The following is a 21,161-nucleotide window of genomic DNA, read 5'->3' as shown; positions in this document are numbered from 1 at the left end:
GAAGAAAGCGACCGAGTAAATCATACCGAATGTTTTCTGTGAAAATCATGAAAAAGAAAAGAGGGGAAGAGGAAAGAAGATCCAGGGAAGAAAAAGGCCTTCGCCTTTTTCTATATTAAAATCCTCTCCTCATTCTTTCCTCTCTTTTCCTTCGTACCATAAAAGTCAGCCGCCCTTCCCTTCGTTTTCATGGCCGGGGTGTGGCTGAAAAGCCATGGTGCTTTTGTTAGAGTGGTGTTTATAAGTTAATGACTACAATCTTTTCATCCGTCATTTCTTGTACCGCGTAGTGCGGTCCCTCTTTTCCGATGCCGCTGTCTTTCACTCCGCCGTACGGCATGACATCGGCCCGATAGGTAGAAACATCATTAATGATGACACCGCCGAACTGCAACTCGTGCGCCGCACGCATGGCTAATTGGATGTTTGACGTAAACAGTCCCGCCTGCAGGCCGAAACGGCTGTCATTCGCCTGTGCGAACGCTTCGTCGATATCACGATAAGGGATGAGGCTGATAACAGGCGCGAACACTTCCTCGCAGATGACTTTCATTTCCGGCGTTACACCGGTAAGAATGGTAGGCTCCAGCACGCTTCCGTTTCGGTTCCCTCCGAACAAAACGGTTGCTCCCTGCTCTACGGCCTCTTTAATCCATTCTTCTGCACGCCGCGCCTCTTTTTCCGAAATCATTGGCCCGATATCGGTGTCCGGGTCTTCCGGATTACCGACGCGCAACGATTGGGCGACTGCTTTTGCTTTTTCTACAAAGGCATCAAAAATATCTTCATGGACATAGACGCGCTGCACGGAAATGCATGCCTGTCCCGCGTTCGAATATCCGCGTGTTACGCAGAGTTCGGCCGCTTTGTCCAGATCGGGCGCATCTGCGTGTACGATGTTCGGCGAATTGTTGCCAAGCTCCAGCGTAACCCGGCGGATGCCTGTCGTGCTTTTGATGTGACGGCCGACACCGGCGCTCCCCGTAAAGGTGAACAAAGCGATGCGTTCGTCTTCAAGCAGGTATTGCCCCGTTTCCTGGCCCAACCCGTTTACCACGTTAAGATATCCTGCCGGAAGACCGGCTTCCGCCAGAATATCCGCCATCTTGCAGGCAATAATCGGCGTCACTTCCGCCGGCTTCAATACGACCGTGTTGCCCGCGGCAATCGCCGGTCCGATCTTATGTGCGGTGAGATTGAACGGGAAGTTAAACGGCGTAATCGCTCCGATGACCCCAACAGGGACGCGAATGGTGAACGCCATTTTATTCTCGTTGCCCGGCTGCCCGAGCGGTATGCCTGTTCCGCTGATGCGCTTGGCTTCTTCTGCGGATGCAATGAAAGTCTGGATGCCGCGATCGATTTCCGCGCGGGCGTCTTTCAACGTTTTGCCGACTTCACGAACAAGCACCAGGGCCAGTTCTTCTTTTCTTTCGCCGAAAATCTGCGCCGCACGCATAAGAATCTCATAACGCTCGTATGGAGTCAGCTTTTTGGTTTGGAACGTTTCAAGCGCGTTCGTTACTGCCTGTGTAACCTGCTCACGGGTTGTTTTCCCGATACGTGCATACTCTTCCCCGGTATATTTGTTGACTACGGAAATGGTCTCCTGCGGTGTGTGCCACTCGCCGTTAATGAAATGTCCGTACGTTTGGATGGTATTTGTATCTGTACTCATGCTCTATCCACTCCTTTGGTTACGATTACTCGTGATTAAACTTCAAAAAGTATCCATGCTCATCAAATTGCATTTCTTCAGCCCCGGTAAGAATTTCGATATCGGATCTGCCTTCAAGCTCCGGCAGAAGCGATTCCGAGACATACATGTATTCAAGGTGAAGCGTATTCGGAATGCGGATGAACCGTGTTTGTTCCGCCTCCACTCCCCAGTTCGCACGCATAGCGGCTGCAATCGCCGCCCGATCGTTCTCCATTACGATCGGAATCATCGCGCGGTGCAGAAAGGTACTGGTGATGACATTCTCATTCATTTTCTTAAAGTCAATCTGCGAAAACAGGCGCTGCGTCGTCAGATCCGCCAACCCAATTCCAAGCGCGTTGCCGTGCGACTCCTCGCTTACATTGCTCGCAATAATATATTTAATGCGCGGTGATAGCGGTTCTTCCACCCCTTGAATTCGAATGCGGCCGATGATGTTCGTATCCATACCGGTGCCGCTGTAGTTTTTTCCAAGTTCATCTACCAGCAGAATATCAATATCTTCTACCGGCAGCTTCGGCATCAACGAAGCCGAGATGGCGAGCAGCTCCTTCTCACGGGAAGGAATTTGCGCCGCTGGAATAGCTTCCAGGATGGCGGTTTGTTCGAATGCATTTTCTACGATGGCCATTCCGCAGATGATGTTTGCCCTATCGAGCATCACCTGCGCCACTTCCGGCATCATATCACGGATGCCGCGCACCCCATGGCTGTGAATCAATAAGGCCTGTTTATGCTTGCCAAGTCCGATGGCCGCCATCTTCATCAAGCCGCTTTCGATGCCGATGGGTGACTTGAAATCCGTATGCACTTTTACGCGGCCCATTAATAAAATCCCGTCCGCTTCCCATGCATTTTTATCCATGTGCACCGGCATGCCATCCGGCGTTTCTCCAATCTGTACAACCTCCATGGAAGAAATGATGGGGGCTCCGCAATATTCTTCGGTAATGCCAAGGCTTTCGAGAACCTCTACCTGCCCTTCTGCCGTAGCGCCCCCGTGGCTGCCCATTGTGGGAACGATAAACGGAATGCCGCCCAGCTTTTTGATCTCATCCGCACAGGAACGGATAATAAGGGCGATGTTCGCGATTCCCCGGCTCCCGGCGGTAATGGCGATGCGCATTCCCGGCTTTACGGTCTCAGCCATGCGCAGCTTTGAAAATTGGCGGGCGACTTCTTCAGCAATATCGTGAACGACCGGCCCTTTGAAATGCTGTTTAATCTTTGCGATCCGAGGAAATTTCACAGTTCTTCCCCCTTTTTGTTTTCCCGGCCCGCTATTCTACTTTAATAAGGAAGGAAGCCATGTAGAAATCGCAGGTACGTACGTAACAATTAAAATATCCAGAATAAGCACAAAGAAGAACGGAAGCAGCGCTTTGGTTAGCCGTTCCAGTTTTATATTTGCAATCTGACAGGCTACGAATAAATTTACGCCGACCGGTGGAGTCACCATGCCCATTGCGAGGTTGACAATCATAATCATGCCGAAGTGAACCGGATCGATGCCAAGTGCCATAGCAACCGGCGTCAGCAGCGGAGCCAGAATAATAATCGATGCCGATGTTTCAAAAAACATACCGACAAACAAAAGCAATATATTCACCAAAATCAAGAAAACATAAGGACTGTCCGAAAATGTGGTAAACATTTCAGCGACTTTTTGCGGAATTTGTTCCCGCGTCAAAATCCAGCCAAACATTCCGGCATTGGCAATAATAATCATAATGATAGAAGTCGTGATGGAAGAACGGGAAAAAATATCCACAAGGTCTTTCCATTTTACTTCGCGGTAAACGAACACGCCGACGATAAAAGCGTAAACCACCGCTACAACGGCCGCTTCCGTCGGTGTAAAGAAACCGCCGTAAATACCGCCGAGAATAATCACCGGCATCAAAAGCGCAAGAAACGCTTCTTTGAATGCCTTCGCCCGCATGGCCCAGGTAATGCCTTCTTCCCCTTTGTAGCCTTTTTGTTTGGCCAAATACCAAACAAGCAGAATCAATGAAAGTCCGATAAGTACCCCCGGAAGAAAACCGGCTATAAATAAATCCCCAATGGATACACCTGCGGAAATGCCGAAAAGAATCATCGGGATGGACGGGGGGATAATAACACCCAGCTCACCGGACACCGCCTGGGTAGCGCCCGCAAATCCGACATCGTACCCTCTTTTTACCATCGCAGGAATAAGAATGGAACCGAGCGCCGCCGTCGTAGCCGCGCTGGACCCGGAGATGGCCGAGAAAAACATCGCGGTAATAACCGTGACCACCGCAAGGCCGCCGGTAAGTCCTCCGGCCAATGAGTTGGCAAGATTCACTAATCTCCGTGATATGCCGCCGGTTTCCATCAGCGAACCGGCCAGGATGAAGAAAGGAATCGCCATCAACGGAAACGAGTCAAGCGCAGAAAACATCCGCTGCATCAACACGACAAGCGGCATATTTCCTTCCAGCATAAAAGCAATACTGGACGCCAGGCCAAGTGAAATTGCGACCGGTACGCTCAGCAGCAAAAGGACAAGCAAAGAAATAAACATCGTACCTGCCATGGTTATTCACTCCCCTTAAAGAATTCCTTATTTGACTGGCCTTTTATTGTCTCCAGCAGCACGGCAACGGCATTCAGAAGCATAAAGAAGCCGCCGATCGGAATGGCCGCATACGGAATGGACATCGGAAGCTTAAGTCCGGGAGAAAGCTGGGCCGATACGTGACTTAACATTTCAAAGCCAAACACAATCATAACCACAAATAAGACCATAGAAAGAATCAGTGTTAAAACTTTCAGTAAACGCTGCGCTTTTTCGCTTAACCTTTCCGCAATGGCTTCCATGCCAATCAGCGCGCTGTAACGCACGGCGAGCGAAGCGCCGATAAGCACAAGCCAAATCATGGAATAGCGGGCCAGCTCTTCGGTCCACCGCGGCAGTTCCAATTCCATATAACGTCCCAAAAACCGGGCACATACTTGATAAACGATTAACACGGACATGAATGCTAGTAAGAAAGCGGCAAAATAGCGCAAAAACGCATTGATTTTATCAATTCCTTTGATGAAGGACTGCATGGAAGTTCACCTCTCGGATAAGCGGGCGGATAGGTTTCCCTATCCGCCACCTGCAAGTTTTATTGTGTGTTGCGAATCTTATCAATTAATTCCTTGCCAAATTGCGGTTCGTACTTTTCATATACCGGTTTTACAGCATCCTGGAACGGCTTGAGATCCGGATTTTCGATGATTTCCATGCCTTTGGATTTCAGTTCGGTGAGATATTGCTTCTCCATATCCTGAACGACTTGACGCTCGTATTTGCCGGCTTCCACAGCAGCTTCCTCGATCGCTTTTTGCTGTTCCGGGGTTAACGAGTCAAACTTGCTTTTTGAAATCAACATCAGCGACGGATTGTAGAAGTGACGTGTCAGAGTCAGGTGCTTCTGCACTTCATAGAAACGGGACGTCATAATAACCGGGATCGGATTCTCCTCTGCGTCAATTACGCCTTGCTGCAGCGCGGTGAACAGTTCCGTAAATGCCATCGGAGTCGGCTGCGCCCCCATCGCTTTGAAAGAATCCATATGAATGTCGTTTTCCATCGTCCGAATTTTAATGCCCTTTAAGTCTTCCGGTTTTTGTACCGCTTTATCTTTGGTTGTTACACTGCGGAATCCGTTTTCCCACCATGCCAGCGTTTTCACGCCTGTCTTTTCTTCCACTTTCTTGCGCAGGTCTGTTCCGATTTCGCCGTCCAACACTTTATGTGCGTGATCGGCGTCGCGGAACAAGAACGGAAGGTCAACTACGGTTACTTCCGGAGCGAAGCCGCTCATCGGTCCGGTGGATGTCAGTACCATATCGATACTGCCCACATTCAGCCCTTCAATCATATCGCGCTCTCCACCGAGCGATCCGTTCGGAAAGATTTGAAGGTCAACCTGTCCGTTTGTTTTGGTTTTCACCAGCTCTTTAAATTTTTCCATCCCTTTTTGATAATGGGACGTGTCAGAAAGCGTATGGCCAACCTTCAGTGTGATGACGCTTCCACTTTCCCCGGAACCGGCGCTCTTCGAATCGGTCGAAGCGCTCCCTCCTCCGCCGCAGGCCGCCAGAAGCGTCATTGATGCTACCGCAAGAATGCTTAACCATTTTTTCATACAAAATTTCCCCCTCTTATTGCACTATTTTTTATTTTTTGCACTGCATGAAACAATGAATGAGGATTTCCGAACGCTCCCGCTTTTGTTATAACCGGAAGTCCGGAAGCCTGCCCTCCTATGATTTCACACAGCGGAATTCCCTCTTCTACTTCACCGAGTATACGCAAGGCCTGTACACCAAGATGCTCGCATGTTCGGTAGGCGATGTCGCCACCGGTGAGGACCAATCCTTTAAATGCGTACCGGCTTACCGCCTTCGCTCCCGTTTCTCCAAGAAAGTCCGCGATAAGATTTCCGGCCTCAAGACTGTTTGCATTATGTGCTTCCATCCACTTTCTAGTGGCAGCTTCCGCTTCAGCAGAAGTCTCTGTTGTCAGCACGGGATAATAGCCTTCCTGCGCCGCATTGACGATGTATTCTACCAGGCGATCCTGTTCCCTCCTGCGCTCTCCCTCGCTGAATAAACAGGACAATCTAGCGGTAGCAAAGGCAAACTCTTTGTAGTTTGAGAGTGTATTAAGCTGCCCCCTTGTTACAGCGCTTACACTCCCAGCTATACAAAATACAGGATGATTTTCATGCTCTGCTGTTTCTTCGCTGTCCGGGATCATTCCAACGGAATTTTCCAACATACCGGCCAGGCATTCTGCAAGCCCTGCGGAACCTACCCACAGTACGTGCATTCCGCTTGAAAACAAGGCCTCTGTAATCGATTTCAAATCACTTTCTAAAGCGCTATCACATACGATGATGCGCCGGTTTTGTGAGATGCAGTCCTGTACCTTTTCGATTAGCTCATGTTTCCTTATTGCTCTTATATCGAGATGAGCGACGGAACGCCTTGTTTGCGACTCAAGCAATGTGGGAAGGTGCGATTCACGAACAGGCGATTTTGCGTCGCTGCCCGCTTCTGAGTCTTCCAGCAGATGATGATTTACAAGATGATAGCCGCCTACCGTTATTCGCCGGTTTTTTGGATAAGCCGGGGCGACAAGCGCAATATCAAACGCTTCCATATCAAGCAACGCGTCAATTTCCGCACCGACATTTCCCCGCATCATAGAATCTACTTTTTTGTAGATATACGGCATGTCGGAAAGAGAAAGCGATGGTACAACGTCCTTTATCTTTTCATATGCCTCAGCGGCGGCAAGGGAACGGGTTTCTGCATTGTAAACGAGAACATCGATGCTTTGCGATTTTACCGGATTTTCTATTTCAAGCAGTGAAACCGTATTAAACCCTCTTTTGGCAAATTGCACCCCTGTATCGTTTGCACCGGTCAAATCATCGGCAATGACCAAAAGTTTCGCCAATGGCATCACCACCTTTCCTTTAAAAAGTTTCATTATGCCCCTTCCAGAAGATATTTTAGATAATTTAGAAGGTATCTAATTCTCATATATTATAATTTACACAATAAGTTGCAAATTTCAATAGTTTTTTTATAAATTTTGTTTTTTATTGCAACAAATAAAATAGCAGGCTGCGCGCCTGCTATTTTATCTCTTCATTTTTTATTTTTCTCCAGAGCGTCGAACGATTGATGCCGAGCCGCTTGGCGGCATGGGATTGATTGTGGTTTTCTTCTTCCAATACGCGAAGAATAATCTCTTTTTCCATCTGCTCTAATGTTTTGCCTGCGATGTCCAGATAACGGTCTTTGGAATGATTACGGGTATTAGCTTCGGCGAAAAGGCGGTCAAGTATGCTGTTCGCCTCTTCTTCTTCGATAAAAGGACCGGCGGAGGCCATACACAGCTTCTCTACCGTATTTCGAAGTTGCTGTACATTTCCCGGCCACGACGCTTGCAAAAGCCGCTCCATTACCTCTGGACGTATCCCGGCGATTTGCTTGCCAAATTTCACATTAAACGAGGCGATAAACCAGCGCACTAGTTCAGGAATGTCTTCTTTGCGCTCACGAAGCGGCGGAACGCTAATCTCTCCCCCATTCAGCAAATAGAATAAATCTTCCCTGAAATTCCCTTCCTCAATTTCCAGTTGAAGGTTTCGGGCATTGGCCGCAATGATGCGAACATCAATAGGAATCGGATGTTCTCCGTTTAGACGGGTCACCTTTTTTTCCTGCAGCACATTGATAAGCATAGCTTGAATGGATAGAGGCAGACGACCGATGGCATCGATAAATAGTGTGCCCTTATGTGCCGTTTCAAAAATCCCCTGCTTTTCCCCTGTCCCGCTCAGACCAAATATTTCGATCTCCAGTTGGTCCTCAGAGTAGGCCTCACAATTAAAAAATACAAATGGAGCCTCTTTGCGTTCACTCTCGTTATGAATGGCTTGCGCAATGCTTTCCTTACCTGTTCCAGGCTCTCCGTAAATTAATACGGGAAAAGCGTTCTTACTGAAGAAACGGGCTGTCTCAATGGGATTGTGCATTGTTTCACTAACTGCAACCAAATGATTAAAGTGTATATGCGCCTGCAGCGGGGCGGGAAGCAGCTTATACCGGATGCGGCTCTCGGCTTTCTGAATACGGCTAATCTCCTGCAGTGTGATCATCCACTCTCCCGCCTCTTTGTTCGTCACGAGAGGAGTTTTTCTTATTACAATATTTTCGCCGTTTAGCATAACGACTTCTTCCCCGGGATCAGCCTGAGCTATTGGCGCTTCCGCAATCTGAAGCTGGGGGTGAAGCTCTTCAACCGGCCGTCCAATCTCTTGATCCGCTCTGGTGGCGAAGAGCCTTTCTGCCTGTTCATTCATGAAGATCATTTTTCCGTCTCCGTCCACAGCGATAATCCCCTGTTCGCAGCCATTGATAATCGATGTAAGAAGCGCCTTCTCCTGTTTTTCTTTCCTCGTATAGAAGCTCATGTGCTCCGCTTCTTCCAGCGATTCAATAACCGCCTCTTTGCCTGATGTAATCAAAATGGCGTTAAGTCCGAAACGCGTTGCCACTGAAGTACTGATAACGTCTCCGATGATGACCTGGATTCCTTCGGCATGAGCCTGGCGGATTCCCTTCTCGATTTCCTCTTCATGGTTAATGGGAAAGAAAGAAAGGTTCATATCCAGCAGCGTTCCGATTGCATCCGCTCCTTGGATGGTATTAAAATAGCTCATCAGGCCAATCTTTCCTTCATAGCCTTTTATCAGCGTAAGGGTACGCAAAATGTCATAGCCTGAAATCTTTACTTCCACCACAGGGAGGTTACAGTGCTGACGGAGCAGACGGGCCGTGGCTCCGCGGCTGACAATTACGTCAAACCCGTGTCCCTCCATTTCTTTTGCGATGGCTAGGCCTTTATGCAAATCTCCTACCTCTACATGCATTTCTTTCTTTAATTCTTTGTTTACTTGCAAGAACAAATCTTTCAATCCCGGATAAGGGGCGATCACTAAAATACGCGCCATACGCAGTCTCCTTCACAACAAATGTTGCATTTTAATACACTTCCATTGTAAGGGTAAGTGTTTGATTTTTCAATGAAGAATTCAGTAAAAAGGCCTCCTCCTGTTACCAGGGGAAGCCTACTCAACACGTATTTATTTTCTCATCGTATTCGTGAGTCGTCCCAGATTTTCAATCTCAACAGTGACTTCATCGCCGTCTTTAAGCCATTCCCGTTTGTCTTCCGGAAGTCCGAGGATGACGCCTTCCGGTGTGCCGGTCAAAATAATATCACCCGGATAAAGCGTCATGTGCCTGGAAATATAGCTTACAATTTCGTCACAATAAAATATCATATCAGACGTGTTAGAATCCTGCCGCACTTCTCCGTTGACCCAGGTGCGGATGCGGAGATTCTGCGGGTCGCCCGCTTCATCCGCGGAGACGAGGTACGGACCGATCGGACTGAATCCGTCGCACGTTTTTCCGAGCAGCCATTGCGAGCTTTTAAACTGCAGATCGCGGGCGGATAAATCGTTGGCCGTGCAGTATCCGTAGACGTAAGACAATGCTTCTTCTTTTTCTACATCTTTTGCTTCTTTTCCAATCACAATAGCCAATTCCACTTCATAGTCGACCTGCTTGGACGCCGCAGGCAGTTTTACCTCCCGTCTATGTCCGGTAAGCGTATTATTGAATTTGCTGAACAGCAGCGGGGCCTCCGGCAAAGCCATATTGGACTCTTCGGCATGCCTTTTATAGTTTAGGCCGACGCAAATAATCTTTTGCGGATTGGTTACGCACGGTCCGTATGCAAGCTCCTCTTCAGTCAGAAAATGAACGGCTTCGCTTGACAGCGCCTGATCAACAAGGCGGCTGAGCGCCTGTTTTCCTTCTTCTCCGCTTTTGATGACCTGGTCAACGGACAGCGGTACACCCTCTGCGCCCGTTTCTTCCGCAAAGGCAGAAACGTCAAGTATGCCTTTCTCGGTTTTCACCCCCAAATGCCATGCGCCGTTTTTTTCGAATGTTACAGTAATCATGAAACTGCCTCCTTGTTCATTATGATCTATGCATACATTTCTTGTATGTATGCCGAATCCCCTGAAGCAAAGACAGCTTTTGTTCAGGGGATAGGGCGTATGGCTATGCTTTTACAAATACGGTTTTGATGGCCGTGAAGAACTCAATAGCCGCCTGACCCTGCTCGCGGGAATGCGAGCTGGATTGTTTCATGCCGCCGAACGGAGCCTGCAGTTCAACGCCTGCTGTTTCGGCATTGATGCGCACAAGACCTGCATCCATTTCATTAATGAAAGAAAGCATATTGCCGATGTCTTTCGTATAGATGGAGGCACTTAGGCCGAACTCTGCGTCATTCGCCTGCTCCAGCGCTTCCTCTACCGTATCCACCTTAATGAGCGCAAGAACCGGTCCGAAAATCTCTTCCCGTGCGATAACCATGTCATTCGTTACATTTTCAAATACGGTCGGCTGCACATAGAAGCCGTCTTCTCCCCCGTTTTCGGTGTAGCGTTCGCCGCCATACAGAAGGGTCGCGCCTTCGCTCTTTCCTTTTTCGATATAAGAAAGCACGGTATTTAGCTGACTCTCGCTGGCGCACGGTCCCATCCAGATGCCGTCTTCCAGACCGTTGCCTATGGTAATTTCCTGTACTTTCGCAAGCAGTTTTTCTTTGAATACATCATACACATCCGCCTGGACAAAGACGCGGCTTGTAGCGGTACATTTTTGGCCGGTAGAACGGAGTCCGCCGCTGATGGTGCCTTCTACGGCAAGATCCAGATCGGCATCGCTTGCGATGATGACCGGGTTTTTCCCGCCCATTTCCAGCTGATATTTCGCGCCGCGGGCCAGTGCCGCCTGCCCGATTCGTTTGCCTGTAGCGTTCGATCCGGTGAAGGTAATGCCATTGACGTCAGGGTGATTAACAATCGCCTCACCGACGACGGAACCCCGGCCGGTTACCATGTTTACGACACCTGCCGGAAGGCCGGCTTCATCCATGCATTCGATGACTTTTGCCGCTGTTACGGCCGTTTCCTGCGCCGGTTTAATAACGACCGTATTTCCGTATATAAGAGCCGGTGCCATCTTCCAGATCGGGATGGCTACCGGGAAGTTCCAGGGAGAAATAACACCGACAACGCCAAGCGGAACGCGGGTGGTAAACATCAGCGCTTCATTGTCGGTAGACGGGATGACGTCTCCGATTTTCCGCATACCTTCTCCCGCGTAGTAACGAAGAATTGCAACGCCACGCATCGTCTCGCCCTTTGCTTCCGGCAGCGTTTTCCCCATTTCTTTGGTCATCGTTGCCGCAATGTCCTCCAGGCGGCTTTCAAGAATATTCGCGATTTTGTAGAGATACTCCCCCCGCGCTGCACCTGAGAGCTTTCGCCACGCTTTTTGCGCTTGTCTGGCCGCCGCTACCGCTTTGTCTACATCTTCTTTGGTGGAACGCTGAATATAGCCGACGACTTCATTTCGATTGGCGGGATTTATGCTTGCCTCTGCATCGTTCGCTGTCGATGCCACCCATTCTCCGTTAATGTAATTTAGATACGTTTTCACCTGTGTAGTCGTTGTCATTGTTAGATGCTCCTTTCATACGGATTAGAATGTAGGGCCAATGCGCCAGATACCAAAATCATTTTGTTTCAAAATTTCAGACTTTGTCAATTTGCCTGAACACACGCTGGCAATCTCATCAAAAATGCGTTGTCCGACTTCATGGATGGATTCAGTGCCGTCGATCACCGTGCCGGCGTTTAGGTCCATGTTGTCGCGCATTTTTTCAAACATGGGCGTATTGGTTGAGATTTTAATAACCGGAGCGATCGGCGATCCGGTAGGGGTGCCGCGGCCGCTTGTAAACAGGACGATCTGGGCACCGCCGGCCACCATGCCGGTGAGTTGTTCAATATCGTGTCCCGGCGTATCCATCCATACCAGCCCTTTTTTGCTCGGGTGCTGCGCATAATCAATGAGCTCCTGGAGCGGACGGCTGCCTGATTTGTTTGCGGCGCCGAGCGACTTTTCTTCGAGTGAACTTAATCCCCCTTCGACATTGCCGGGACTCGGGTTCCCGGTACGGATGTCGACGCCCATCATAAGAGCGCGGCTCTCCATCTGCTGAATGACTTCATAGACACGTTTGGCCGTTTTTTCATCTACCGCCCGGTTGGCCAGCAAATGCTCGGCACCGATAAGCTCCGTCGTCTCGGCCAGGATAGCCGTTCCGCCTGCATCCACGATCATGTCGCTTACCACACCGACGGCCGGATTGGCAGACAGACCCGAGCAGGCATCTGAGCCGCCGCACTCCGTTCCGACGATTAATTCGCTAAAATCGAACGGCTCGCGCATCACTGCCGAGGCTTCCTGTACCATCCGGGCGGCGATTTTCGCGCCTTGCGCGATGGCCATCAGCGTGCCTCCGTGGTCTTGAATCGACACAAGCTCAACCGGTTTCCCGCTTTTGGCAATTTCATCCGCCACTTTCCATCCTTGATGGGTTTCGCAGCCAAGACCTAATACAACAACGCCGTATACGTTCGGATTTACTCCCATTCCGACATAGGTGCGGAATGTTTGCTCATAATCCCTTCCCACCTGGGCGCAGCCGTGCTGGTGAATAAAGCTTACCGTCCCCTGCACCAGCTGTGTAATTTGATGGGCGGCCTGCGTCGCGCACGTAATGGTAGGCAATATCAATACATGGTTACGTACACCGACCCTGCCGTCCGCACGTCTGTAGCCCCAGAACATCGGTTTATTCTGCGGTTCCAACTTTGTCACCTCTTCCCCGTTTTCCTTCCAGATTGTGTACATGCACATGCTCGCCTGCGGCAATGTCACGGGTCGCTATGCCGATCACTTCTCCGTATTTTACGATGTCTTCTCCTTTGGCAATTGGCACGACCGCAAACTTATGCCCGAAGCGGATGGCATCCGCAAGCGTTACGGTGTACGTTTTATCCAGACACGTGACCTCAACCGTCGCTCCCGCCGGAATGTCCATAAGTGCCGTCGCCACTTTATCATATGGCTTCATCATGACGGTTTTATAGTTTGGCTCCATAAGTTCTCCCCCTTTCTTCTTACTTCATTCCACATACGGCTGACAGGGCTTACGGCAGGTCGGCTGTAAGGACGACTAGCGCACCGTCAGACCTCCATCCGCCACGTAGTTGCTCCCCGTAATGAAAGAAGCTTCATCGCTTGCAAGAAAGAGCGCAAGATTTGCAATCTCTTCCGGGGTTCCCATCCTTCCAATCGGCTGACGCTGTTCCATTTGCGTACGTGCTGCTTCCGGGTTCGGATTATCTGAAAGAATCTTCTGAATCCAAGGAGAAGCAATCGTCCCCGGAGAAATGGCATTAACCCGAATGCCCTGCTCCGCAAAATCGGAAGCGGCCGACTTCGTCAATCCTACAATGGCTGCTTTGGATGCGCAATATCCGGCACGGTTCAACACACCCACCATCCCTGCGACAGAAGCGATATTTACAATGGCACCGCCCCCGCCCTGTTTCAGCATTTGTTTAATGGCATACTTGCAGCCGAAGAACGCTCCCTTCGCGTTTACGTTCATCATTAGGTCCCAGTCCGCTTCGGTTTGTTCGATCACCGTTCCTGCTTTGCCGACCCCGGCATTATTTACCATAATATCCAAGCGGCCATATTCTGCTGCCACTTGTTCGATAACGGCTGCCATTTCCGCTTCACGGGTTACGTCAAGCGCATAAAATTTCGCCGTATGACCCTGCGCTATGATTTCTTCCGCGACACGCCGCCCCCCCTGCTCATCAATGTCACATACCGCAACCGTCATCCCGGCGCCGCTCAGCTTTTTCGCAATCGCTTCACCAATGCCGGATCCCGCTCCCGTGACCAGGGCAATCTTGCTTTTTTTTATCATTCCCTCACTCTCCCGAACACACAGGTTTATCGAAGCGCATTTGTAGCGGATTGCTGTGCTTTTACCGGGTTGTTCAGCACACCAATGGAAGAAATTTCAATTTCGATTCGGTCGTTATCCTGGAGCGTAAATTCATTCGGCGGCACGATGCAGGTACCTGTCATCAGCACGGTACCATCGAAAATTTCGTTGTCTCTCACCAGATAGGAGACAAGCTCATCAAATTTTCGTTTTAGCTGTTTGGTGACGGCTGTACCTTCCACCACTTTTTCATCGTCACGGTAGATACGGCATGTGAGCTGGAATGCATACGGATCTTCTACCGTTTCCGCGAGGCGAATAGCCGGACCGATGGCGCAGGAGTTTTTCCAGATTTTTGCCTGCGGCAAATACAGCGGATTTTCTCCTTCGATATCACGGCAACTCATGTCGTTTCCAATCGTATACCCGATTATGTTTCCGTTTCTATCCAGGACAAGGGCAAGCTCCGGCTCCGGAATTTGCCAGTTCGAGTCGCTGCGGAGATAGACGGGCTGGTCAGGTCCGATCGTGCGTGCCGCAGTGGACTTGAAGAAAATCTCCGGGCGATCCGCATCGTATACTTTGTCGTAAAAAGTGGTGGCGTCCATTTTGCCGCCGGTCGCTTCGTAATTTCGTGCATCCCGGCTTCTTTCGTACGTAACGCCGCAGGCCCAGACTTCCGGCGCCTCAATCGGAACAAGCAGAGAGAGCTGTGAGAGCGGAACTTTTAGCGGTTCTTCCGCTGCAATCATTTCCTGAACGAGAGCCAGCGGACTTAGCCCTTTCTCTTCTGCCGCCTGAATCAAACCTATAAAGTCATCGTACGGCAGCGAATACACCATCTCTTCATCTGTAACGGCTGCCAGGACAGCGCGGGATTCCTCATTTTGATAACGAATAATACGCATAGTACACCCTCCAATTTGTTTTATAATATAAAATTAAGTTTTATAAAAAAGGGTGACTTCCTTCCCTGTTAAAAGGAAGTCATCGATTTTATATAGGCGTGGCGTTTTGACCCGAATGAATGCCGTATCCGAACTTGACGGAAATTTCTTGCGCCGCTTCTTTCAACATTGCCACCGCTTCTTCCATGCTCTGCGAATTCAATCTTGTGGCCGGTTGGGACATGCTCATGGCTGCGACTACCTCGCCGGTATGGTTCCGAATCGGCACGGCAATGCAGGCGACACCAGGCTCGTTTTCCTCGTTGTCGAGCGCAAAGCCCTGGTCTTTTACTTTCTTTAATTCTGTGAGAAAATCTTTTTCGTTTGCAATCGTATTGGCCGTATTCAGCCGATACTCGTAACCCTTTAAAATCGCCGCTAACTCTGTCTGGCTCTTAAAAGCAACCAGCACTTTTCCTACGGCGCTGCAATGGATGGGAATTCTCCGGCCGATGCGGGAATACAGTACGGTAGCCGAAGAGCCTTCCACTTTGTCGATATAGACGCCTTCTTTTCCATCGAGAATGACCAGGTGGATGGTATTTCCCGTTTTCATCGAAAGCTCGGTTAAGTGATTTTTGGCGACTGAGCGAATGTCCAGATTATGGATAACGAAATTCCCGCGTTCAAACAATTTCATGCCGAGCCGGTATTTTCCGTTTTCCATGTTTTGCTCGATATAACGAAACTTCTGCAGTGTTTTCAGCAGCGAATGAACCGTGCTTTTATGCAAATTCATCCGTGCACTGATGTCCGTAATCTTCAACTCCGTTTCATACTCATCGAATAAGTCGAGAATCCGCAATGCGCGCTCCACCGATTGAATGATTGGCATAGGTTTCACCCTTTAATTAAGAAAATAGAGAATTACTCTTATCTTACCATACCAGGTGGGACAAAGCAGATCTCTTATCTGCCTGTTTTTTACAACTTATTGGACGCGCGCTTTTTTAACAGCGGCGGCGTACTTAGCGGCCAGGTCGCGAATGCGGGCGAAGTCTGCGGTTTCTTCTTTCGATACCCGGACCAGATTTCCGCCGATGCCAACCGCAGAAGCGCCCGCTTCAAAGAACGAAGCGATATTATCTACATTCACGCCTCCCGACGGAATAACCGGGACATGCGGCAGCGGTGCCTTTACGTCTTTAATATAGCGCGGCCCGAGCGCGGCGGCGGGAAAAATTTTCACCATATCCGCCCCCCATTCCATTGCGGTAATCATCTCCGTCGGCGACATCACTCCGGGAATGGCGGCCTTTCCGTAGCGAAGCGCCATCCGGATGACATCCTGGTGAAGACTGGGGCTGAAAATGAAGTCTGCACCGTTCAATATGGCAAGCCGAGCGGATTCGGCGTCCAGTACTGTTCCAGCTCCGATGACGGCCCGGTCCCCAAACGTGTCAGACAGTCTTTTGATCGTTTCAAATGCACCGGGTGTATCCACAGTGACCTCAAGCGCAGTGACTCCGCCCTCAATTAGGCTTTGCGCGAGCGCCTCGCTTTGTTCCTGCGGGACCTGACGCAGGACGGCGATAATGCCGCCGTCGACAATTTTTTGCAAGATATTTACCTTTGGAATCATACGTCTTCCCCTCCCTTTCCGCTTAGCGTAGAATATCGGTATGATCGGACCTGGGCTCTATTTGTTCGCGGTACGGATATCCTTCCACATCTCCGGCAACAGTCAACGCATAAGCGCCGATGCGATTTCCGAGCATGACCGCTTCCCGAATGCCCCTTTTTTGAAGAAGTCCGGAAAGCACCCCGGCCGCAAAGCCGTCTCCGGCTCCGATAGGATCAACGATATGCGGTACTTCAATCCCCGGTACATACGCTTCCTCTTCTTCTGTACGATAATAAGCACCTTTTGCTCCCAGCTTCACGACGACAAGGCGGGCTCCCTGCCCTATGAAGATGCGTGACATCTCCTCCGGGCTTGCAGCTCCGGTAAGGATTTCTCCTTCTTCAATACCGGGCAGGATAATGTCACACTGTGCCGCAATGCCCATCAATGTTTCTCGCGCCTCTTCTTTTGACCATAGCTTCAGACGGATATTTGGATCGAACACAATCGGAACGCTGTTCTTCTTCGCCAAAGCGACAGCATGCTCCACCGTTTCCCTGCACGTATCGCTGAGTGCGGGTGTAATGCCGGTGATATGCAGGTACGAAGCGTCGGCAATCTGATCTTCCCGAATATCGTCCGGCGTCATGTGACTGGCCGCCGAACCTTTGCGGTAGTAGTACACTTTCGGCTCCTGCATCGTTCTGCGTTCTTTGAAAAATACGGCGGTCGGGTGCTCTTCGTCAAAGATAACCCCGGATGTGTCCACTCCCTCCCCGCGGATGTAATTCCTTGTGTAGAGGCCGAACTCATCCGCCCCGAGCCGGCTAATCCAGCGCACGGAATGGCCCAGGCGCGCAAGTGCGATGGCCACATTTGATTCCGCGCCGCCGATCGATTTCTCAAACTGTGCGCTGAAACGGAGAGGAGAAGTCGTAACCGGGGTGAAAAGCACCATCGTTTCACCCAGTGTGACTACGTCCATACCGATGCCCCTTTTACAGGTACAGCGATCCCTTCTGCACCCCGCTCCGACATTTTCAGATGCGGAGCGTAGCGCTGAATCATATCAAGCCCGATTCTTGCCCGGCGCACCCGCTCTTTCGACAGCGCAATCGAAGTCGCTTCAAGATGAGTGCCGGACGGATAAATATTCGGTGCGTTACGCAGGCCGAATTTAATATAAACCGGTGCAGCGACCCGAATAATCTCCGGAATCTCATAATGACGGATGAATCCACCCACATCGTCCGGCACTTCTACGTAAATATCGAGCGGAATATCGACTGCCTGGCGGATGGCCGCAAGACGTGCCAGCGTTAAATCGGTCGGAACGTTGTACGTTCCGGCGCCGATTTGTTCCATCAGTTTAATTGAGACCGGATTGGACTGAGCCATCTGGACGGAAATCTTCACAAGCAAATCTTCAGGCAGCTCGCCGGATTTCTTGCATTCATTCACGAGCCAGAGCAGCCCTTCATCGGCAACCAGGATGCTGCGGATGCCTGCCCGGCAGGCACGTTTAATATCTTCAATAGAATAAACGAGTTGATCCATGCTCTCTACCCGGAGCCCTGCAATCTTTCCGGCGCTGGCCCAGGACATCGGAGTGACGTCCCACGTGCCGCGCGGACCGACGAACAGGCTGACTTCAAGCTTCTCGCGCTGTCCGATGGCCGCCATCTGTTCCAGTTCTTCATCGGTCAGAAGCATAATGCCGCTTCCCTGGGAAATGCGGTGGATATTTACGTCATACTTATTGCATGCCTCCAGCACGGCTTCAAATGACGCCGGTCCTTCCACGCTCGGAATTTCAACCCGGTAGTGCGCGCCATCCGGAAACGTACGGGTGGACGCAGGTAAATCATGACGATCTCCGGAGGGAAAGCCCAGACTTTCGATAAACTCTTTTGTTTTGTTCATTTTTTGTGCCGCCTTTCTTATCCAACACAATTTGTTTTATAATTGCAAATCGAGTTTTGTTATTTATTTATTATTTATTTTCAACCTTTTTTAGACGTTTCTTTTTGTTCCATAAGCAAAATATCAGAGCGATAATCAAGTACCGCATCTTCAGCTACCGCAAGCGGAACTACTCCGTTCGCCGCATCCGTGTGTGCGTGCATCCGGTTGCTGGCTGCCACCTGACGCTGGCGCCTGCGGATCGCTTCTAACCGCTGTTCGCCAAGTTCGCGGCGTGCTGCTCGCGTTTCCTCGAAGGAGAAGACTACTTTTCCTTCCCGGAACGCTTCCTCGTTCAAGAATTGAATGCTGCGTTCACGCAAGTTCAGATACAGCAAATCCCCTGTTTGCAGGTAGAGAATGCCGCCGCCGTCCTTCGCTTCCGGAGTCATATGCCCGATGGCCGCGCCATACGTTACCCCGGAATATCGTCCGTCGCTGATTAGTGTGGCAAGACGTTTGAGTCTGCGGTTGGCATTAATGTGCTGCATCGGCGTAAACATTTCCGGCATTCCGAAAGCGCCCGGACCCTGACCGGAAATAATGACGGCAATTTTAAGTACGCCCTGCTCTACCATTGCATCAAACAATGCTTCATATTCTAAATCCTTACAAGCTTCATAGGCCTTGGGTGCATTGTGACGCAGCATCGCAATCATATTTTCATAGGCAAAGCTGCGCTGCGCCTTCAATGTATCCAGCAGATTGACATTTAACAGGCTGCGGTTGGCATCATCTTCATTCTGATAGTACAGGACGAATGCCGCTTTCCTGTCAAACTCATCAAGCTGACTTGTTGTCATGCCGCTAATCTTTACGACGGCACTTTCGAAGAAGTTACCCGTCAGCACATCCACACCGCTGAACGGACGTCTCGGCGTTGAAAGAATAATCGGATTTTCACGTACATGCCCGGCGGCCAGTGCAGTCTGGTCGGCGAGGCGTTCGCGCCATGTTGTTCCTGTTACGGTCGGTGCGTCGATATCCATCGGCACTCCGTTTTTCAGCAGTTCGTGGAAGAGTGTTTCCATGCCCCGGCTTGTTCCGGAACAGCATTGCGTAGCCAGCGCAAAAATGTCTCTTCCCTGCGTCAAACTGTAATCAAACAAGTCCGGTACCGGCACTTCGTGATGAATCCGGTCTAAGTCCCACAGACTGAACTTGTATCCCCCGTACAGCATGGCCGCTACTGTATGCATCATCAGGTTGGTGGAGCCGCCGGATGCGCTGTGAATGCGGATGGCGTTTTTGATGTTGGCGGCCATGATGTTGGATGCGCCGAACACCGGGTTGTTAATCATCGTTGCTATGCTGTCCAACGCTTTATTTACCTGCTCCTGGGTCGGCGGTGCGGTCAGCAATTCGAGCGCCGGATGCACAAGCCCCATGCCCGCTACCAAATGACGGGAACTGTTCCCCGTTCCGTTGAATGCACAAACGCCGCCTTTGCCATCGCATGTATTGACGGCAAGCTGTTTCTCATATTCATCATGCTCTGCTTTCATAATAATGCCGCGCTCCCTTGCCCTCTCCAACACGCCCTGGAAAGCGGTATTGGAAGAGCACTGCAGGATATACGCCATCGTATCGCGCAAATCATGGGCAATGTCTTCTGATCCTTTTGCTTCAGCCCGTTTTGCTACCTCTTCTAGTTCCGCAAATAAACCTTCCGGAATGGTACCGCCCTGAAGCACATGGGCCGGAGCAAACGTCGCGAAGAACGGTGCCTCTCCCCGGTATTTACGGAGCCGGTCCAAATGGACGAGCGCACTTACCACGCCAAGCGGCTGTTTGTCGCAGCCCTGAATGACAAAAGCGCCGTGATAGCCATGCGATTCAATTTGATTGACGACCATCTCCGCCACCGCGTTCCGGCTCTGAAGCGAATAACTCATCCCCTGTGTGCTCTGTGCCGTACCATCGCACATTACCGGTGTGGAGAAGTAGAACGGGACGCCGCCGTTCTGCCAGATGCGGATTGCAGCACGGGCGGATGTCTGAAAATCCATGATGTGCGCCGGATGATCCGGAGACCCGCCGATAATGGCGATACGCGGTGCATTCTGATGCAGGCGATCATAGATTTCATCCAGCGTCCAATCCGGTTTCGGCCCTTCATAGGTAGGGCCGAGAATCTGCTTTGCCCGATCCAAAAGACCCGCTACACAAATCGGTTCGTTCGCTTTCCCTTGCACGTTGTCACGGTACGGGTTTACCGAACCTTCGATATACGGATATATTCCCGTCATAAGTGACTTCCTCCTTTCATTTCTACCATTCGGCGACACTACCGTCTTCATAGCGCCATACCGGATTCCTCCAGTTATGACCTTTCCGTGCCGCTTCTTTGACCGCTTCTTCATTTACCTCGATACCGAGGCCCGGTCCTTGCGGAATATCTACGAATCCATCTACATAATGGAAGACACCGGGATCGGTGAGATAATCAAGCAGGTCGCTGCCTTCGTTATAATGAAT

General features: G+C 50.4%; 18 protein-coding genes and 1 pseudogene. All 19 read right to left on the bottom strand.

Going from position 1 to position 21,161, the window contains the following annotated elements; all coding sequences use genetic code 11:
* Nucleotides 1–238 precede the first annotated feature (238 nt).
* The gene (locus B2899_RS11050) at nucleotides 239–1,678 is read right to left on the bottom strand and encodes an aldehyde dehydrogenase family protein (RefSeq protein ID WP_286885783.1); all 1,440 of its coding nucleotides are present in this window, start codon (nucleotides 1,676–1,678) and stop codon (nucleotides 239–241) included.
* 25 nt (nucleotides 1,679–1,703) lie between these two features.
* Nucleotides 1,704–2,969, bottom strand: a complete 1,266-nt coding sequence (locus B2899_RS11045; RefSeq protein ID WP_146812305.1) for a lactate racemase domain-containing protein — start codon at nucleotides 2,967–2,969, stop codon at nucleotides 1,704–1,706.
* A gap of 36 nt (nucleotides 2,970–3,005) precedes the next feature.
* Nucleotides 3,006–4,280 carry a TRAP transporter large permease gene (locus B2899_RS11040; RefSeq protein ID WP_286885781.1) on the bottom strand — a complete coding sequence of 425 codons (1,275 nt, stop codon included), beginning with the start codon at nucleotides 4,278–4,280 and terminating at the stop codon, nucleotides 3,006–3,008.
* Nucleotides 4,281–4,282: 2 nt separating this feature from the next.
* Nucleotides 4,283–4,798 carry a TRAP transporter small permease gene (locus B2899_RS11035; protein WP_286885779.1) on the bottom strand — a complete coding sequence of 172 codons (516 nt, stop codon included), beginning with the start codon at nucleotides 4,796–4,798 and terminating at the stop codon, nucleotides 4,283–4,285.
* Nucleotides 4,799–4,857: 59 nt separating this feature from the next.
* A complete protein-coding gene (locus B2899_RS11030) occupies nucleotides 4,858–5,883 on the bottom strand; it encodes a TRAP transporter substrate-binding protein (protein ID WP_286885777.1) in 1,026 nt (341 codons plus the stop codon).
* Nucleotides 5,880–7,202 carry a four-carbon acid sugar kinase family protein gene (locus B2899_RS11025; protein ID WP_286885776.1) on the bottom strand — a complete coding sequence of 441 codons (1,323 nt, stop codon included), beginning with the start codon at nucleotides 7,200–7,202 and terminating at the stop codon, nucleotides 5,880–5,882. The genes B2899_RS11030 and B2899_RS11025 overlap by 4 nt, the downstream gene beginning before the upstream one ends.
* Before the next feature lie 181 nt (nucleotides 7,203–7,383).
* Nucleotides 7,384–9,267: a PrpR N-terminal domain-containing protein gene (locus B2899_RS11020; protein WP_146812300.1), complete on the bottom strand. Its 1,884-nt coding sequence runs from the start codon at nucleotides 9,265–9,267 to the stop codon at nucleotides 7,384–7,386.
* A 132-nt stretch (nucleotides 9,268–9,399) separates the two neighbouring features.
* The gene (locus B2899_RS11015; protein WP_146812299.1) at nucleotides 9,400–10,287 is read right to left on the bottom strand and encodes a fumarylacetoacetate hydrolase family protein; all 888 of its coding nucleotides are present in this window, start codon (nucleotides 10,285–10,287) and stop codon (nucleotides 9,400–9,402) included.
* A 103-nt stretch (nucleotides 10,288–10,390) separates the two neighbouring features.
* Complete coding sequence (gene gucD / locus B2899_RS11010; protein WP_286885773.1) at nucleotides 10,391–11,857, bottom strand: alpha-ketoglutaric semialdehyde dehydrogenase GucD; 1,467 nt, start codon at nucleotides 11,855–11,857, stop codon at nucleotides 10,391–10,393.
* Between the two features lie 24 nt (nucleotides 11,858–11,881).
* Entirely contained in the window at nucleotides 11,882–13,036 is a 1,155-nt protein-coding gene (locus tag B2899_RS11005) for a UxaA family hydrolase (protein ID WP_286885787.1), read from the bottom strand.
* A 4-nt stretch (nucleotides 13,037–13,040) separates the two neighbouring features.
* Nucleotides 13,041–13,349, bottom strand: coding sequence for a UxaA family hydrolase (locus B2899_RS11000; protein WP_146811992.1), 309 nt, complete (start codon nucleotides 13,347–13,349; stop codon nucleotides 13,041–13,043).
* A gap of 75 nt (nucleotides 13,350–13,424) precedes the next feature.
* On the bottom strand, nucleotides 13,425–14,189 hold the full coding sequence (locus B2899_RS10995; RefSeq protein WP_286885772.1) for an SDR family NAD(P)-dependent oxidoreductase: 765 nt from the start codon (nucleotides 14,187–14,189) through the stop codon (nucleotides 13,425–13,427).
* A gap of 26 nt (nucleotides 14,190–14,215) precedes the next feature.
* A complete protein-coding gene (locus B2899_RS10990; protein WP_146811990.1) occupies nucleotides 14,216–15,118 on the bottom strand; it encodes a fumarylacetoacetate hydrolase family protein in 903 nt (300 codons plus the stop codon).
* Nucleotides 15,119–15,206: 88 nt separating this feature from the next.
* Entirely contained in the window at nucleotides 15,207–15,992 is a 786-nt protein-coding gene (locus tag B2899_RS10985) for an IclR family transcriptional regulator (protein WP_146811989.1), read from the bottom strand.
* Between the two features lie 96 nt (nucleotides 15,993–16,088).
* Complete coding sequence (locus B2899_RS10980; RefSeq protein WP_146811988.1) at nucleotides 16,089–16,739, bottom strand: bifunctional 4-hydroxy-2-oxoglutarate aldolase/2-dehydro-3-deoxy-phosphogluconate aldolase; 651 nt, start codon at nucleotides 16,737–16,739, stop codon at nucleotides 16,089–16,091.
* 22 nt (nucleotides 16,740–16,761) lie between these two features.
* Nucleotides 16,762–17,706 (bottom strand): sugar kinase, encoded by a 945-nt coding sequence (locus B2899_RS10975; RefSeq protein ID WP_286885771.1) that lies wholly within the window; start codon nucleotides 17,704–17,706, stop codon nucleotides 16,762–16,764.
* Nucleotides 17,697–18,644, bottom strand: a complete 948-nt coding sequence (locus tag B2899_RS10970) for a U32 family peptidase (RefSeq protein WP_146811986.1) — start codon at nucleotides 18,642–18,644, stop codon at nucleotides 17,697–17,699. Before B2899_RS10970 ends, B2899_RS10975 begins: the two co-directional genes overlap by 10 nt.
* 80 nt (nucleotides 18,645–18,724) lie before the next feature.
* Nucleotides 18,725–20,932, bottom strand: a complete 2,208-nt coding sequence (locus B2899_RS10965; protein WP_286885768.1) for a dihydroxy-acid dehydratase — start codon at nucleotides 20,930–20,932, stop codon at nucleotides 18,725–18,727.
* A gap of 22 nt (nucleotides 20,933–20,954) precedes the next feature.
* Nucleotides 20,955–21,161: pseudogene (locus tag B2899_RS10960) on the bottom strand (D-galactonate dehydratase); the annotation flags it as partial.

Origin of the sequence: Aneurinibacillus sp. UBA3580 (assembly GCF_002375825.1) — a bacterium.
GTDB classification, from domain to species: Bacteria; Bacillota; Bacilli; order Aneurinibacillales; family Aneurinibacillaceae; genus Aneurinibacillus; species Aneurinibacillus danicus.
Note: the sequence above shows the minus strand (reverse complement) of the source record. Positions and strands in the feature narration are given on the sequence as shown.

Coding starts and splice junctions, on each gene's coding strand:
- B2899_RS11050 (WP_286885783.1), bottom strand. CDS start 1,678: ATGAGTACAGATACAAATACCATCCAAACGTACGGACATTTCATTAAC.
- B2899_RS11040 (WP_286885781.1), bottom strand. CDS start 4,280: ATGGCAGGTACGATGTTTATTTCTTTGCTTGTCCTTTTGCTGCTGAGC.
- B2899_RS11035 (WP_286885779.1), bottom strand. CDS start 4,798: ATGCAGTCCTTCATCAAAGGAATTGATAAAATCAATGCGTTTTTGCGC.
- B2899_RS11030 (WP_286885777.1), bottom strand. CDS start 5,883: ATGAAAAAATGGTTAAGCATTCTTGCGGTAGCATCAATGACGCTTCTG.
- B2899_RS11020 (WP_146812300.1), bottom strand. CDS start 9,267: ATGGCGCGTATTTTAGTGATCGCCCCTTATCCGGGATTGAAAGATTTG.
- B2899_RS11015 (WP_146812299.1), bottom strand. CDS start 10,287: ATGATTACTGTAACATTCGAAAAAAACGGCGCATGGCATTTGGGGGTG.
- gucD (WP_286885773.1), bottom strand. CDS start 11,857: ATGACAACGACTACACAGGTGAAAACGTATCTAAATTACATTAACGGA.
- B2899_RS11005 (WP_286885787.1), bottom strand. CDS start 13,036: ATGTTCTGGGGCTACAGACGTGCGGACGGCAGGGTCGGTGTACGTAAC.
- B2899_RS11000 (WP_146811992.1), bottom strand. CDS start 13,349: ATGGAGCCAAACTATAAAACCGTCATGATGAAGCCATATGATAAAGTG.
- B2899_RS10995 (WP_286885772.1), bottom strand. CDS start 14,189: ATGATAAAAAAAAGCAAGATTGCCCTGGTCACGGGAGCGGGATCCGGC.
- B2899_RS10990 (WP_146811990.1), bottom strand. CDS start 15,118: ATGCGTATTATTCGTTATCAAAATGAGGAATCCCGCGCTGTCCTGGCA.
- B2899_RS10985 (WP_146811989.1), bottom strand. CDS start 15,992: ATGCCAATCATTCAATCGGTGGAGCGCGCATTGCGGATTCTCGACTTA.
- B2899_RS10980 (WP_146811988.1), bottom strand. CDS start 16,739: ATGATTCCAAAGGTAAATATCTTGCAAAAAATTGTCGACGGCGGCATT.
- B2899_RS10975 (WP_286885771.1), bottom strand. CDS start 17,706: ATGGACGTAGTCACACTGGGTGAAACGATGGTGCTTTTCACCCCGGTT.
- B2899_RS10970 (WP_146811986.1), bottom strand. CDS start 18,644: ATGAACAAAACAAAAGAGTTTATCGAAAGTCTGGGCTTTCCCTCCGGA.
- B2899_RS10965 (WP_286885768.1), bottom strand. CDS start 20,932: ATGACGGGAATATATCCGTATATCGAAGGTTCGGTAAACCCGTACCGT.